Source organism: Verrucomicrobiia bacterium (genome assembly GCA_035629175.1).
Classification (GTDB): domain Bacteria; phylum Verrucomicrobiota; class Verrucomicrobiia; order Limisphaerales; family DASXHY01; genus DASXHY01.
In genome coordinates this window covers 111,619-124,565 of record DASPIL010000070.1, presented here as the reverse complement: position 1 = coordinate 124,565, position 12,947 = coordinate 111,619, and the positions used below count along the sequence as shown (strand labels likewise).

The window sequence follows — 12,947 nt, the reverse complement described above, 5'->3', positions numbered from 1 at the left end:
TTGCTCTCCACGGTTCATTTCTGAACCGCAGTTACCTTCAGTCTCTGGCGGGAAGCGCCGCCAGACAGGGACTCTCACCCTGCGATGTGCGTTGTATCCCAAGCGCACTAGCGTCAGGCATCTTGCCTGACGTAGAGGGCGTGCATCTTGCCGCCCGGAAAACCCTCAAGCACGAGAGGCCCTCAGATTCTTTCAATGCGCTCGGCATCGTTTGAGGCTCCTTCCACCGGGCTTGAAGCCCGGCTCCACGGCAGGCAAGGATGCCTCCCGCAATCCGGGCCCGAACCCCTTACCGTTCAATGGAATATCGGCGCAACCCAAGAAACTGGCATCCGATGCGCCACAGGAAGAGCGGGTTGTTGCGACAATATCGCCGCCACAATCGCCGCGGTTCGCAGCAGAGCCGAAAAAACCATTCCAACCCGCTGCGTTGCATCCAGCGCGGCGCCTGGCGCACCCGGCCCGCATGAAAATCAAATGCCGCGCCGACCCCAAACATCAGGGTCGTGTCCAACCGTGGCAAATACTCCGCCATGAACTTTTCCTGCTTCGGCGTGCTTAACCCGACCCAGACGATGTCCGGCCTCAACTCGCGAATCCGTTCCACCAACTCCTTCTCCTCGCCTGCGTTCAGCGGACGATATGGAGGCGTGTAAGTCCCCACGATCCGTATTCCAGGAAATCGCTGTTCGAGCCGCCGCTTTAATTCGTCGGCAACGCCCGGTGCGCCGCCATATAGGAAATGAGTATGCCCGCTCTTTTGCGTGAACTCCGCAACGAGCAACATCAGGTCGGGCCCGTAAACACGATCCATCTGGCGATGACCCTGCCGTTTTCCGACCCAGACCATTGGCATCCCATCGGGCGTGTTGAGAAACGCCGCGTTCAGGATGTCGCGGAATTTGGGATCGTCCTGCGCCTCGATGACTCCATGGACGCCAGTAACGCAGACGTAACCCTTCGTCCCCGTTTTCAGCGCGTGCGCAATCGCTTCGAGGGCGAGGGGGAGATTGATCGTGCTGACACCAACCCCGAGCACGTTTGCTCGGCTAGGCGTCGGGGAGGGGGCAATCATTCCTTTGCAAGTGCGATTGCTGCGACGGCCATGAAGTGACGGCTGGTCTATTGTGCGGGAGCCGCGGCAGCAGCAGGGGCGGCATCGGCCTTCTTCTCTTCCTCCACTTTGCCTTCCGGCGCCTGTTTGGCAGCTTCAGAGATCTCGCTGGCAGGCAGGATGATCGACGTGATGTTCTGCCGCATGGCGCCGCTGCCGCTGGCACGCACGGCGCGCATGACAAAGATGCCCAGAAACTTTCCATCCGTGAGAAATGCCGGAGAGCCCAGCGTCGTGCTGGTCTGTCCGCTGTCGGGAATGTAAAACGTGCGCGGCTTCTGGATCACTGCGCTGATCCGTTCGACCGAAACCGCGTACGCCCTGTTCGCAGCCTTGTTCAAGCGATTCAGGGAAATAACAGGGTCGAGGATATCGGCCGTTCCGGTTTGTGAGAGATCAATCGCGGGCATTGGCTTCGCGGGTTTCACTTTGGGGCGAATGAATGCGAGATCCATGTCCTTGTCGCGCAGAACAATTTCCGCCGCCAGTTCAGTGTTGTCGTCGAGCAGGATCTTGATGTCGCTGACCTCCACCTCCACGCGGTAATCGTCCGAAAGGCGGCGATACATTTCCGTGGGATCGCAAGCCGACAACGCAAGCACTGTGAGGCCGGAAGGTTCCACAACGGTCCCTGTGATCTCCTGCCGGTTCTCGCTGCCGCGCCCTGAGGAGGTGGCCTTGATGACAACCTGCACGGTCACCACGGCGTGCTGATTTTTTTTCAACACCTGGCGGCCCTTGTCTGCAAGCTCATCCGCGTTTGTTACGGACGCGCTGAAGAGCGACACGGCGGCGAGCAACGGGCAAAGTAATTTCAAAGTCATGCTGATTCCTCTTACTTAAATGTTTGCTGCAAATTCAATGATGACGGGGTCTCAACAACATGCGTTGCGGCGTCCGGAAAACTTCATTCCGTTTTCCAGTTCGGTTCCATTTCCAGGTACGAAGTGCGAATGCCGCGCAACACTTTCATGATGACAACACTCTTCCGGTCCTTGCTGACCTGCTCCATGACCTGCCTGAGTTCTTCGACATTGCGGATCGTCCGGCTGTCCACCTGCAGAATCAAGTCGCCCACGTAAAGGCCGCCCAGTTCAGACCAGCTCCCGGAACGAACGTCCTCAACCAATGCGCCGCTTTGATTCTGATCCCACTGTTCCTGCGCTGAGTCAAAGAAGGAAACATCGCGCGCGGTGAACTCGAAATCCTCGTTGCGATACTTCTTCATCTCCCGCTGCAGGCGCGGTGACCGGATGAGCTGCACGGTCATATTGGTTTGGGCCTTGTTGCGCAGCAGCCGCAAATCCACGGACTTGTCCACGTCGTACTGCCGAATCAGTGTGCGGAGTTCGTCATCGTGCTCCGCGCCTGTTGCCGTGAGATTCTCGCCGTCCACGGCCGTTATGAAGTCACCAGGCTGCAAACCCGCCTTTTCCGCCGAACTCCCAGGGTAAACCCGCGTGATGTAGAATCCGCGCAAATCGGGCTGGCCCAACTCCCGCGCGATCTCCCTGCTGATCACCTGCGTTTCCACAGGCAGCCACGCCTTTGTCACTTCAAGTCCGGGATCCTTGAGTTCCTGGATTCCCACGTGCACCACGGCCAGATACTTTGCCGCCTTCCGTTCGAATGTTGCAATGACCGGAACGCGCTCGGTCTTTCCTTCCGTCAACCGGCTCGTCAATTCCACGAGGTCCTGCGCACGTTTGATCGGTGTTCCGTCCACATCCACAATGATGTCCCGAGCGTCAATCGAGGGCTTGGCTTCCCCTGCGGGACCGCCGGGCCGCACCGACGTAACCAGGACGCCATCGCGCGTCTCGCGCTTCAATTCCCGAGCGGCGAGGGGTGAAATATTCCGCACCGTCAAGCCCCACTGCTTTAATTCCTGTTGCTTCGGAAAAATCTCGCCTCGTTCCACAGGCACCACAGTTCCAGTCAAATCCTTGCCGTCGCGGCGGTAAATAATCGGGACCTCCTTGCCGATCGGAAGCCCGGTGCTCAGTTTCATGAACTCCGGCATCTGCTCGTCAAAACGCACGTTGATTTCCTGTTCGTTCAACGACAGCAACAGGTCCCCCGCCTGCAGTCCGGCACGGCTCGCGGGGGAATCGGTCAGCACGCCAGACACCAGCACTCCCCGCTTCTCGTCCGCGCGCTTGAACAGTGGCTGCACATCGATGCCAATCCAACTGCGCTGCACCACTCCTTTGGCGATCAATTCCTCCGCCACACTGCGTGCGAGATTGCCCGGGATGGCGCCGCTCAAGCCGTAGCTGATTTCGTTGATGCCGATGATGTCTCCTTCTAAATCGACGAGCGGCCCGCCGGAGTTTCCGCCATAGATGGCTGCGTCATGGGCAATCCACCGAACGAGCGCCCCAACATCTTCTCCATCCAAACGAAGGCGGCTTCGTGATCCCCAGAAGCGCGGCATCACCATTTCCGTGTTGCTGACGATTCCAAGGGTGACCGATTGCGACAGAGCCATCGGGCTGCCCATTGCGAGCACGGAGTCCCCGACGCGCAATGCGGCGGAATCGCCGAACGTGACAAAATGAAAATCGCGGCCGGGCGCCGCGCGCAGCTTGATCACAGAAATATCTGTCAATGCGTCCGTTCCGATAAGGTCAGCTTCGATTTCCTCCCGATCCCACAACGTGCAGAAGATCCTGCGGGCGTGCCCTGCAACGTGGTGGTTCGTGATGATGTAACCGTCCTTGGTGATGATGGCGCCGCTGCCGACACCCTGCTGCTTGATCTCGCGGCCTTCGCCGAAATCCGCAGACACAACCCGAATGCGCACCAGCGCCGGACGCACGTGCGCGATGGCGGAATCGATGCGCCGTTGCGCCGCGGGGGCAGCGGTGCGCGATGGAGTGGATGTGCAACTGGCGGTGACGCCAAGCAGGAGCAGGCAAAAGAGAAAACGCGCAGGGCGGAGGAAATCAGCTCGAGGCATGGAATTCTTGTAGTGGAAAGCCACCGCGATGCAAAGCATGGAGTTGCAATCACGTTCAAGGAACAGCAGTCTCCGCGTGTAGCGCATCCAGGCACTCACAGCCGCAACACGAGGAATGAACGAGCAGACCCGATCGGAATTCGATCAACTAAAGCGCAAGCACGTTTTGCTCGAGCAGGAGCTTGCCACGCTCAGCTCCCAGTTGCGGCGTCTCGAAGCACAACTGAACGCCGGCGACGCCCCGCAACCTGCAACTTCCCCGGAGCCCGCGCGACGGACGCCTCCCCCGATCCCACCCGTATTTCCAACCGCCCCTGCCGCAGTCCCGTTCGCAACGTCCGTGCCGAACCCTCCGCCATCCGCGCAGCCTTCCACTCCAAAACCGCCGCCGACAATCACAGCCGCCAAGGGCGAATCGGCGGCATCACGTACGAACCCTGCTCAGGCGGAACCCGGGGAAGAAAAACGGTCTCTGGAACTGCGGCTCGGCACCTATTGGCTGGTGCGGATCGGAATCGTGATGCTGCTGACGGGTCTCGTGTTCTTTGGCAATTACGCGTACCACCATTTCATCGGGAAGCTCGGCCCGGCTGGCAAGGTGTCGTTGCTGTATGCCGCCAGTGGATTATTGCTGACTCTTGGCGCCTGGTGGCAGCGCAGCGGCGCGGTCGCATCGGTGAAAAACTATGCACAGGTGTTGTTCGCGGGCGGGCTCGCGGCGGTTTATTTCACCACGTACGCAGCTCACCACATCCCCAATCTGCGGATTATCGAAAACGCACTTCTCGATGGCGCATTGTTGCTTGGCTGGGCTGCCTTCATGGTTTGGATTGCCGATCGAAAACAATCCGAAGTGCTGGCTTTGTTTGCAGTGGGCCTTGCTTATTACACCTCGGTCATCACGCGCGTCGGGGCCTTTACGCTCTACTCAAACCTGATTCTCACCGGGGCCGCCGTGTTTTTCCTGGTGCGCAATCGGTGGGCCGTATTGTCGATTGCCAGCCTGATGGGAACGTACGGCAGCTATGCATTCTGGCGATTCTTTGACGGCGCAGGCTGGCGATGGGCTTCTCCTTCAGAAGGGTTGTGGTTCGGCGCTTATTTCCTCGTGAGTTATTGGTGTCTCTTTACGGCTGCGGTGTTCCTGTCGAAAAGCGAAACGCTCCAGGGGCCGCCGCGCGCAGGCTTCCTGACAGTCAACAATGGCGCCTTTTTCTCGCTGTTCCTGCTCACGATGCTGCAAGTGCGCTCCGGCGGTTTCTGGAAGGTGGCTCTGGTCTTCGGCGCCGCGTTGCTCGCATGCGCTGAACTCTCGCGGCGGCGGTTGCCAGATGAATCGCTGACGCGCAATTCCTATCTCACCCAGGGTTTGCTGCTCGTCACACTCGGCATCATCGCAAAATTCGCCGGCCTGCAACTCGCCCTGTTGCTCGCGGCAGAAAGCGTGGTGCTGCTCAGCCTCGGTCTGGCGCGGCGCAACGTCATCCTTCAAACGGGCGCCTACCTTTCAGGGGCGCTGGCGGTTGGATGGGGAATCGATGGCTTGCAGCGTGATCATTGGCCAACATTGCTGATGGCGGTGAGTCTCGGATTGCTGATGCTCGCCAATGCCGTCATCGCCCATCGGCATTACCGTGAGAATCCCTCGCTCATTCGCCCCGTGCCCGCATTTTTCAGCATTCTCGCGCTCGTCAGTGGAGCTGCGGCGATCGCTTACAACGCAGCCCCTCTGCGGTTGCCTCCCGTGTTCGCACTCGCGTGCGCGGGCCTGACGTTTTCCATCTATGCGTTGCGGCTGCGCGAATTCAGCCTCTTCGCCCAAGGCTACCTGCTCATTGCGCAAGCGCTATGGCTGGCTCATACAGCGCTCGGGGAAAAATCGCCGCCCTGGTGGAATCCCGCCATCGTCATCGGCGTGACACTCCTTCTCAGTCACTGGTGGGCGTCGCCAAGGGTGATTCCGATCTCCCGCGGCCTTTCTCGCGTTGCGCAAACCGTTTACGGTCTGGCATTCGTCGCGGTGCTGTATTGCTGGCTGGAACCCAAGTTTCTGCCTTCAACATGGATGGCCATCACTGCCGGCCTTGCTCTGGTTCTAACCTGTTACGCGTGGGCCACCCGGGCCTTGATCCTCGGCCTCTGCGCCCAATTGTTGCTCGGCGCCAGCGTCATCATGTTCATCATGCATCGCGCGCCACATTGGTATCAGCCTTTCGTTCCGATGCTGGTGCTCGCATTGGGTGGCCTTGGAACTCTGACTGCAATTCGCCGCGCAACCCGTGCTGAAGATTCGCAATGGAAATCCCTGCTGCAACTCGCGCGGATTTATCGATGGACTGCCGCGTTGATGCTCCTCTGGTGGGTGCAGGAATACGTTCCTGCGCGCGAACGCATCTGGGTATGTGCAGGATGGGGAGCTCTCGCGTTTGTAACGGGGGGCTGGAAACGCAATTCGGAACTTCTCCTCATGAGCGCCCTGTTCACCGTAACCTCCCTGGCACTGTTTTGGTCGCCGCTGCATCCGGCGCCTAAAGTATATTGGCCGAACCTGGCCGCATTGATCGTGCTTCTCCTCCAGCAACGGCTCGCCCGACGCTTCGCTGACCGTTTCCAATTGGACGAGCGACTGCACACATGCCTGATCCTGCTCGGAGGCGTGAGCCTGTGGCTGCTGCTGACGCGCTGGATCAATCAATACGCAACTGGGTTTTACGTGACTGCCAGCTGGTCGGGCTACGCGCTCGCAATTTTCATGGGCGGAATTGCGTTTCGGGAACGTGTTTATCGCTGGCTTGGACTGGCGGTGCTCGGCGGCGCCCTTGCGCGCGTGGTGCTTTTCGACGTCTGGAAACTGGAAACCATTTATCGGATCCTCAGCTTCATGGCGCTTGGCATTGTGCTGCTTGTGCTCGGATTCATTTACAACCGGTATCAGGACAAGTTCCGCAGCTGGCTGCGATGAACGGAGAATTTTTCCGAAAACCAACGAGGGCGCCAATGCTTTCCCTCTGAGGCCCCATTCGACTCCTTCTCTTCCCGCTCCGAGCGGAGGAGAGGGCCGGGGAGAGGAGGCGCGTATGACCTAGAGCACCCTCTCCCGCTCCTGAGTTGCAGACGTTGGGAGAAAACAAGAATCGTGTCGGGATGCCCCCCGCTCGCCTCTGACCTTAACTTTCCTCTTTTGACGCTTTCGAGAGGACTCTAGCCTGCGCGCGTGTCGAAAATGCTGAAATCGTCGGGGTCAATGGCCGCGGCGACACTTGCCAGCCGCGTGCTGGGAATGTTTCGCGAGATCGTTTACGCACGATTCATGGGCGACGGCTGGGTCGCGGCTGCATTCCAGGTGGCGTTCACAATTCCCAATTTGTTTCGGCGCCTGCTCGGGGAGGGCGCATTGACGGCTGCGTTCATCCCCATTTTCAAGGAGAAGGAAAAAACCGCGGGCGAAAAGGAAATGTGGCGCGCGTCCAATGCCGTCCTTTCGGGACTCATCATCGCGTCCGCGGCAATCATCATCCTGGTAATCATAGGCATCACCGTGGCGCTGGGTGTCCACGAATTTGCCGCAAAAACCGATCTCATGCTTCGGCTGCTGCGCTGGATGTTTCCATACATGCTGCTCGTCTGCATCGCCGCCGTGTTCATGGGAATGCTCAACGCCCGCGGACACTTCTTCATCCCCGCGATGGGTGCCGCAATGTTGAACGTGGTGATGATCGCATCGGTGATCTTCCTCGCACCCCATTGGGGCGAAGAAAACGTATTGCACGAGCAGATTTTTGCGCTCGCACTTGGCGTCGTGATTGCCGGCGTCGCGCAGGCAGCCTTCCAGGTTCCCACGCTTCGGAGCGATGGCTTTCGATACGAATGGGTGTCGCCGTGGCGGAATGAGACGGTGCGCCGCGTCGTGCGCCAGATGATTCCGGGAATGATTGGAGTCGCCGCCTTCCAGATCAATGTGGCCGTCATTCAACTTCTCGGTTTCTGGCTGGACCGCGCCGAGGCGCCCCTGATCGCCCCATTCAACTATGCCGTGAGACTCCTCGAGCTTCCGCAGGGAGTCTTTGGAATTTCTCTCGCCACATTTTTGCTTCCCACGCTCGCAGGACTGGCGACGGAAAAGAACTACGGCGAGTTCCGCAGCATCCTGCGCAACGGCATGGCCTATTTGATCTTCATCAACCTGCTGATGTCGATCCTGTTGATAACGCTGGCAGAACCAATGGTGCGCCTCTTGTTCGAGCGCGGAAAATTCGACGCCAGCGCAACGCTGCGCGCCGCATTCGCTTTGAAATGCCTGGCAGGCAGCCTCGTTGCCTACTCGCTCGTGAATGTGCTCGCGCGGGCTTTCTACGCGCTGGGCGACACGCGCACCCCGATGAAAATCAGCCTGGTCTGCCTCGTCCTGAACCTGGTCCTTTCACTCGCATTAGTCTGGCCGCTTCGGCAGGGCGGGCTGGGTCTCGCCAACACGATCAGCTCCGCCATCAACCTTGGTTTGCTCTTGTTTGCGCTTCGCAAGAAGTTGAAGCACCTCGACCTTGCTCCGTTAAAATCGATGCTTCTGCCGCTGGCATTCGCCGCAATGGTGGCTGTTGGAATCACGTTGCTCCTCAGCGGGCTCTGGCAGGCGCAGGTCGGCCATGGCAACGTGATGACAAGGATTGGGGCCGTGTTCGTCCCCGCGGGTCTCGCGTCCCTCGGTTATTGGGCGGTGGCTCACCTGCTGAAGGTTCCCACGGCAACAGAATTGGCGAAGCTCCTTCTGCAACAGATAAAGCGGCTCACTTGAATTCAACAGATTCGAAACCGAGGCTCTTGAAGAAGGTGATCAACTGCGCGCGAGCTCGTTGGTCGGCCTCGTTCAGAATGCCCGTCGTGCGCGCCGCGCGCTGAATGTTGTCGAGCGCGTTGCGGCGCGTTGTCTGTTCAAGATCCTTCGTCGGCGGAGCCAGCAAACCCGTTGATCGATCAATCACCCGCGTCTCCTTCTCGTCCAGATAGGCGTCCGTGATGCGAGCGCCCGGCAACGTGATGATCACACGCTTGCCGCTGACTTCGATGTCGTCCGCAGTCAGGCCTTGCAGATCAATGCCCGCCTTCACCACGCCATGCGCGAGCAGCAACATGCGATTCTGGCTGCCAAGCATCTGGCCAACGATGTTCTCGGAGGGAACCTCGTGGACCTCCACCTTCTCGATCACATACTTCACGGTAACGAGTTCCGACAAAGACTGCACCTGCGTGAGCAGAGCGGGTGTGCTGGTGGCGCGGCCTGATCCCCACTTGCCAAATTTGATGCCGAGCAGAATGCCGAGCGCGAAGACCGGGGCGATCACGAGGATGATCAGGATTTTGCCCAGCTTGTTCATGTCCCAAGTCTAGTTCCGCGAAGCACTTTGCAAAGCGCGAACTCTGTTGCATCGTCACCATTACCGCGACCGGCGCCTTCCCTCGATCCAGCGGCTTCATTGCCCAAGCTCGGTTGATCCCTTAACATTGGGCCATGAACTTTGCGTCCGCCGGGCAATTTCCCATCTACAGGCCGCGCCGTCTGCGGCAATCCGCCGCTCTGCGACGGCTCGTCTCCGAAACGCACTTGAGCGCCTCGCAGCTCGTGCTGCCGTTCTTTGTGCGCAGCGGACGCAAGCTTCGCCGGCCGATCAATGCGATGCCCGGCGTGTCACAGCTATCCTTGGACGAACTGGTGAAGGATGCGACCACGGCCTTCGAAGCGGGTGTTCCCGCTGTGCTGCTGTTTGGAATTCCCGACACCAAGGATGCCAAAGCTTCCGGTGCCTACGCTGCAAAAGGAATTGTTCAACAGGCAGTCCGCACGTTGAAGCGCGAGCTGCCGGACCTGTTGGTGATCACAGATGTTTGCCTTTGCGAATACATGGAGCACGGCCATTGCGGAATCGTGGAGCAGGGAAAATCAGGCGCGCGGATTCTGAATGATCCATCTCTGAAACTGCTCGCCCAAACCGCCCTGAGCCATGCGGAGGCGGGCGCGGATATCGTGGCGCCGAGCGACATGATGGACGGCCGGGTGCGTGCGATTCGCGCCGTGCTGGATCAACGCGGGCATTCCGACACGCCCATTCTCGCGTACGCGGCGAAATTTGCGTCGGCATACTACGGGCCGTTTCGCGAAGCCGCGGAATCGACGCCGAAGTTCGGGGATCGTCGCAGTTACCAGATGGACGCCGCCAATGCGCGGGAAGCGTTGCGGGAAGTCGCGTTGGACGTTGCAGAAGGCGCGGACATGGTGATGGTCAAACCGGCTCTGGCCTATCTCGATATCCTGTATCGTGTGAAAACTGAATTTGGCTATCCCACCGCCGCGTATGCGGTGAGCGCGGAACACGCCATGATCAAGGCAGCGGCAGAAAAAGGATGGATCGACGAACGGGCGGTGACTCTGGAATCGTTGCTTGCGATGCGCCGTGCGGGAGCGGACATCATCATCACCTACGCTGCCGTGGATGTGGCGCGCTGGTTGAAGTAGCCTCAGCTCTTCACCATCGCCAGCGCAACAAGCAGGACGAGCAGGATGATCACGACGACTACAATGCCTGCGATCAGGAACATGCGATTCCCTTTGTTGCTTTTCTTGGAGAATGCCTTGCTCGTGGTGTCGAAACCGCCGGTGCGCGGACCCTGTTCGAGTTCGTCCAGGCTGACACCGCGCTGCATCACCATCGTCTGATCAAGCTTCTTGCCACCGGGAGTGGGCGTGGACGAGGGTGCAGGGGCGGAAGCTGATGAAGCACCTGGAAGCCCGGGTGCGGCAGCGCCATCGCTGTCGAGCCGCATTTCGACCTGTCCCAGCCGCAGAGTCTGGCCGGGCTTGAGGGTCTTTTCCGAAACCTGTTCGCCGTTGACGAAGGTGCCGTTTGTGGAATTGAGATCCTTTACCACCACGTCCGAACCGCGCATCAGGATTTCACAGTGATGACTGGAAACGGAGGGATCGGATATCTGGAAGGTATTATCCTCAACCCGGCCTATAGTCGTCTTTTCGACAGACAGTTCATGCGAGCGTCCGGACATTCCCGTGTTGAGGACAACGAGTCGAGCCATATTTTGTTACGCCTGTGCGATTATCGCCACGAACTAATTCAAGTCAAACGGAAACGATGTGGCGCGCATTGAGACGCAACGCGCGTTCCGTTGTCAACCGCGCTTCTCGAGCATGGCCCGGAATTCTGCAAACAAGGGCGTCGAGTCGTGCGGCCCCGGCGATGCCTCGGGATGATACTGCACACAGAAAATCGGTTTGGTCTTGTGACGCATGCCTTCAACCGTTTGATCGTTCAAATTAATCCGATCCACGGAGATGTCAGCTGGCAATGATTTCGGATCAACGGCGAACCCATGGTTCTGCGACGTGATCTCAACCTTCCCGCTTTCGAGATCCTTCACCGGCTGGTTGCCGCCACGGTGCCCGAACTTCAGCTTGAACGTTTTTCCACCAAATGCCTGCCCCAGAATCTGGTGGCCAAGGCAGATCCCGAAAATCGGAACGCCCGATTTCACAAGATCGCTCGCGGACTTCACCGCATAATCCAGTGCTGAAGGATCGCCGGGTCCGTTCGAGAGAAATATTCCAGCCGGCTTATGCTTCAATGCTTCCGCGGCCGGTGTGGTGGCAGGCACCACCTGCACCTTGAAACCCTGCTGGCGCAATCGACGCAGGATGTTGTACTTCATTCCAAAGTCATACGCCACAATGGGAATGTCAGCGGCCGGGAGCGGATCGCGCATGCTCCTGGCATCGCCGCGCGACATCCCGCGAACCAGGCTGAACCGCGCGCTCTGCTCGTCGTTTTCATCCCACAGGAAGGCTTCGCGATGCGTGACGTCCTTGACGTAATCCACGCCCACGAGTCCCGTCCATGCCCTGGCCCTGCGGACCGCTTCCTCGTCTGGAATCTCCTCCGTCGAGATCAACCCTTTCAACGCGCCGTGCACGCGCAACTTTTTCGTCAGTGCCCGGGTGTCGATGCCCTGAATTCCCGGAATCCCATTCTGCTCGAGGTATTCCGCGAGGGAAAAATCAGCGCGCCAGTTGCTGACAACAGGCGAGAGTTCACGAATGACAAATCCAGCCACGTGTGGACGCCAGGATTCAACGTCCTGCCGGTTCACGCCATAATTTCCAATCAACGGGTAGGTCATCGTGACGATCTGCCCCTTGTAGGAAGGGTCGGTCAGGATTTCCTGGTAACCCGTCATGGAAGTGTTGAAGCACACTTCGCCACAGGCGGTCGCGCGCGCGCCAAAACCTTCGCCATGGAACACGGAACCGTCTTCGAGAGCCAAAATTGCTTTCATTCGTCAGCGACCGGGCGCGATGCTAGAGCGGCACGGCAAAGGGTCAAGCTTTTCCCCGGGACCTCGTATGAACACACGCCCGCAATTCCTCCAATCACTTTTTTATCTTCTCCAGCATCGCCACGAACGCTTTCCCGTCTTCGCCGCGGTAATGGAATCTCTTCAATTCCTTAGCGTCGCTGTCGAGCACGACGTAGGTGGGCAGCACATTGCTGGCTTTCATCTGGGCGCCAAGCGCTTCATTGGCTGCGCGCTGCTCATTCGACATCGGCTTGCGCCTTGGAAAATCCACCTCTACGAGAACCAGATTGTTTTTGGCAAATGCCTGAAATGCAGGGTCGCTCGCGACGTACTTTGCGAACATCGCGCAGGGCGGACACCAATCCGAGCCCGTGAAGTTCATGAAAATCAGTTTCTTCTCGGTCTTCGCCTTCTCCTTCGCCTTTTCGAAATCAACAAACCACTGCGGTTCAGCCGCAGACGCCAGCGCTGCGGTCCAACACACGATCAATACTGTCAGAAACTGTTTCATAA

General features: G+C 58.8%; 10 protein-coding genes. 3 read left to right on the top strand and 7 right to left on the bottom strand.

The annotated features are described in order from the left end of the window. Window positions 1-289: 289 nt before the first annotated feature. The 3 genes from VEH04_12970 to VEH04_12960 all read right to left on the bottom strand — a co-directional run bounded on the left by VEH04_12970 (window position 290) and on the right by VEH04_12960 (window position 4,076). Entirely contained in the window at window positions 290-1,075 is a 786-nt protein-coding gene (locus tag VEH04_12970) for a WecB/TagA/CpsF family glycosyltransferase (GenBank protein HYG23688.1), read from the bottom strand. A 47-nt stretch (window positions 1,076-1,122) separates the two neighbouring features. Continuing rightward, a complete protein-coding gene (locus VEH04_12965) occupies window positions 1,123-1,938 on the bottom strand; it encodes a serine protease (GenBank protein HYG23687.1) in 816 nt (271 codons plus the stop codon). A gap of 83 nt (window positions 1,939-2,021) precedes the next feature. Then, entirely contained in the window at window positions 2,022-4,076 is a 2,055-nt protein-coding gene (locus tag VEH04_12960; protein HYG23686.1) for a PDZ domain-containing protein, read from the bottom strand. A 115-nt stretch (window positions 4,077-4,191) separates the two neighbouring features. On the opposite strand from VEH04_12960, the gene VEH04_12955 reads away from it, so the two are divergent. After that, a complete protein-coding gene (locus tag VEH04_12955; protein HYG23685.1) occupies window positions 4,192-7,038 on the top strand; it encodes a DUF2339 domain-containing protein in 2,847 nt (948 codons plus the stop codon). A 261-nt stretch (window positions 7,039-7,299) separates the two neighbouring features. Further along, a complete protein-coding gene (murJ, locus tag VEH04_12950; GenBank protein HYG23684.1) occupies window positions 7,300-8,868 on the top strand; it encodes a murein biosynthesis integral membrane protein MurJ in 1,569 nt (522 codons plus the stop codon). On the opposite strand, the gene VEH04_12945 is transcribed toward murJ, so the two are convergent. After that, a complete protein-coding gene (locus VEH04_12945) occupies window positions 8,861-9,448 on the bottom strand; it encodes a DUF4230 domain-containing protein (protein ID HYG23683.1) in 588 nt (195 codons plus the stop codon). The two genes, murJ and VEH04_12945, sit on opposite strands and share 8 nt — an antisense overlap. 134 nt (window positions 9,449-9,582) lie before the next feature. On the opposite strand from VEH04_12945, the gene hemB reads away from it, so the two are divergent. Beyond that, a complete protein-coding gene (hemB, locus tag VEH04_12940) occupies window positions 9,583-10,584 on the top strand; it encodes a porphobilinogen synthase (GenBank protein ID HYG23682.1) in 1,002 nt (333 codons plus the stop codon). Window positions 10,585-10,586: 2 nt separating this feature from the next. Here hemB and VEH04_12935 read toward each other — a convergent pair whose 3' ends face one another. The 3 genes from VEH04_12935 to VEH04_12925 all read right to left on the bottom strand — a co-directional run bounded on the left by VEH04_12935 (window position 10,587) and on the right by VEH04_12925 (window position 12,945). Beyond that, on the bottom strand, window positions 10,587-11,159 hold the full coding sequence (locus VEH04_12935) for an FHA domain-containing protein (GenBank protein ID HYG23681.1): 573 nt from the start codon (window positions 11,157-11,159) through the stop codon (window positions 10,587-10,589). 93 nt (window positions 11,160-11,252) lie between these two features. After that, the gene (carA, locus tag VEH04_12930) at window positions 11,253-12,413 is read right to left on the bottom strand and encodes a glutamine-hydrolyzing carbamoyl-phosphate synthase small subunit (GenBank protein ID HYG23680.1); all 1,161 of its coding nucleotides are present in this window, start codon (window positions 12,411-12,413) and stop codon (window positions 11,253-11,255) included. Between the two features lie 94 nt (window positions 12,414-12,507). Continuing rightward, window positions 12,508-12,945, bottom strand: a complete 438-nt coding sequence (locus VEH04_12925; GenBank protein ID HYG23679.1) for a thioredoxin family protein — start codon at window positions 12,943-12,945, stop codon at window positions 12,508-12,510. Between the last annotated feature and the right edge of the window lie 2 nt (window positions 12,946-12,947).

Excerpts from the sequence above, each read along its gene's own strand:
- VEH04_12970 (HYG23688.1), bottom strand. The coding sequence starts at position 1,075 with ATGATTGCCCCCTCCCCGACGCCTAGCCGAGCAAACGTGCTCGGGGTT.
- VEH04_12965 (HYG23687.1), bottom strand. The coding sequence starts at position 1,938 with ATGACTTTGAAATTACTTTGCCCGTTGCTCGCCGCCGTGTCGCTCTTC.
- VEH04_12960 (HYG23686.1), bottom strand. The coding sequence starts at position 4,076 with ATGCCTCGAGCTGATTTCCTCCGCCCTGCGCGTTTTCTCTTTTGCCTG.
- VEH04_12955 (HYG23685.1), top strand. The coding sequence starts at position 4,192 with ATGAACGAGCAGACCCGATCGGAATTCGATCAACTAAAGCGCAAGCAC.
- murJ (HYG23684.1), top strand. The coding sequence starts at position 7,300 with ATGCTGAAATCGTCGGGGTCAATGGCCGCGGCGACACTTGCCAGCCGC.
- VEH04_12945 (HYG23683.1), bottom strand. The coding sequence starts at position 9,448 with ATGAACAAGCTGGGCAAAATCCTGATCATCCTCGTGATCGCCCCGGTC.
- hemB (HYG23682.1), top strand. The coding sequence starts at position 9,583 with ATGAACTTTGCGTCCGCCGGGCAATTTCCCATCTACAGGCCGCGCCGT.
- VEH04_12935 (HYG23681.1), bottom strand. The coding sequence starts at position 11,159 with ATGGCTCGACTCGTTGTCCTCAACACGGGAATGTCCGGACGCTCGCAT.
- carA (HYG23680.1), bottom strand. The coding sequence starts at position 12,413 with ATGAAAGCAATTTTGGCTCTCGAAGACGGTTCCGTGTTCCATGGCGAA.
- VEH04_12925 (HYG23679.1), bottom strand. The coding sequence starts at position 12,945 with ATGAAACAGTTTCTGACAGTATTGATCGTGTGTTGGACCGCAGCGCTG.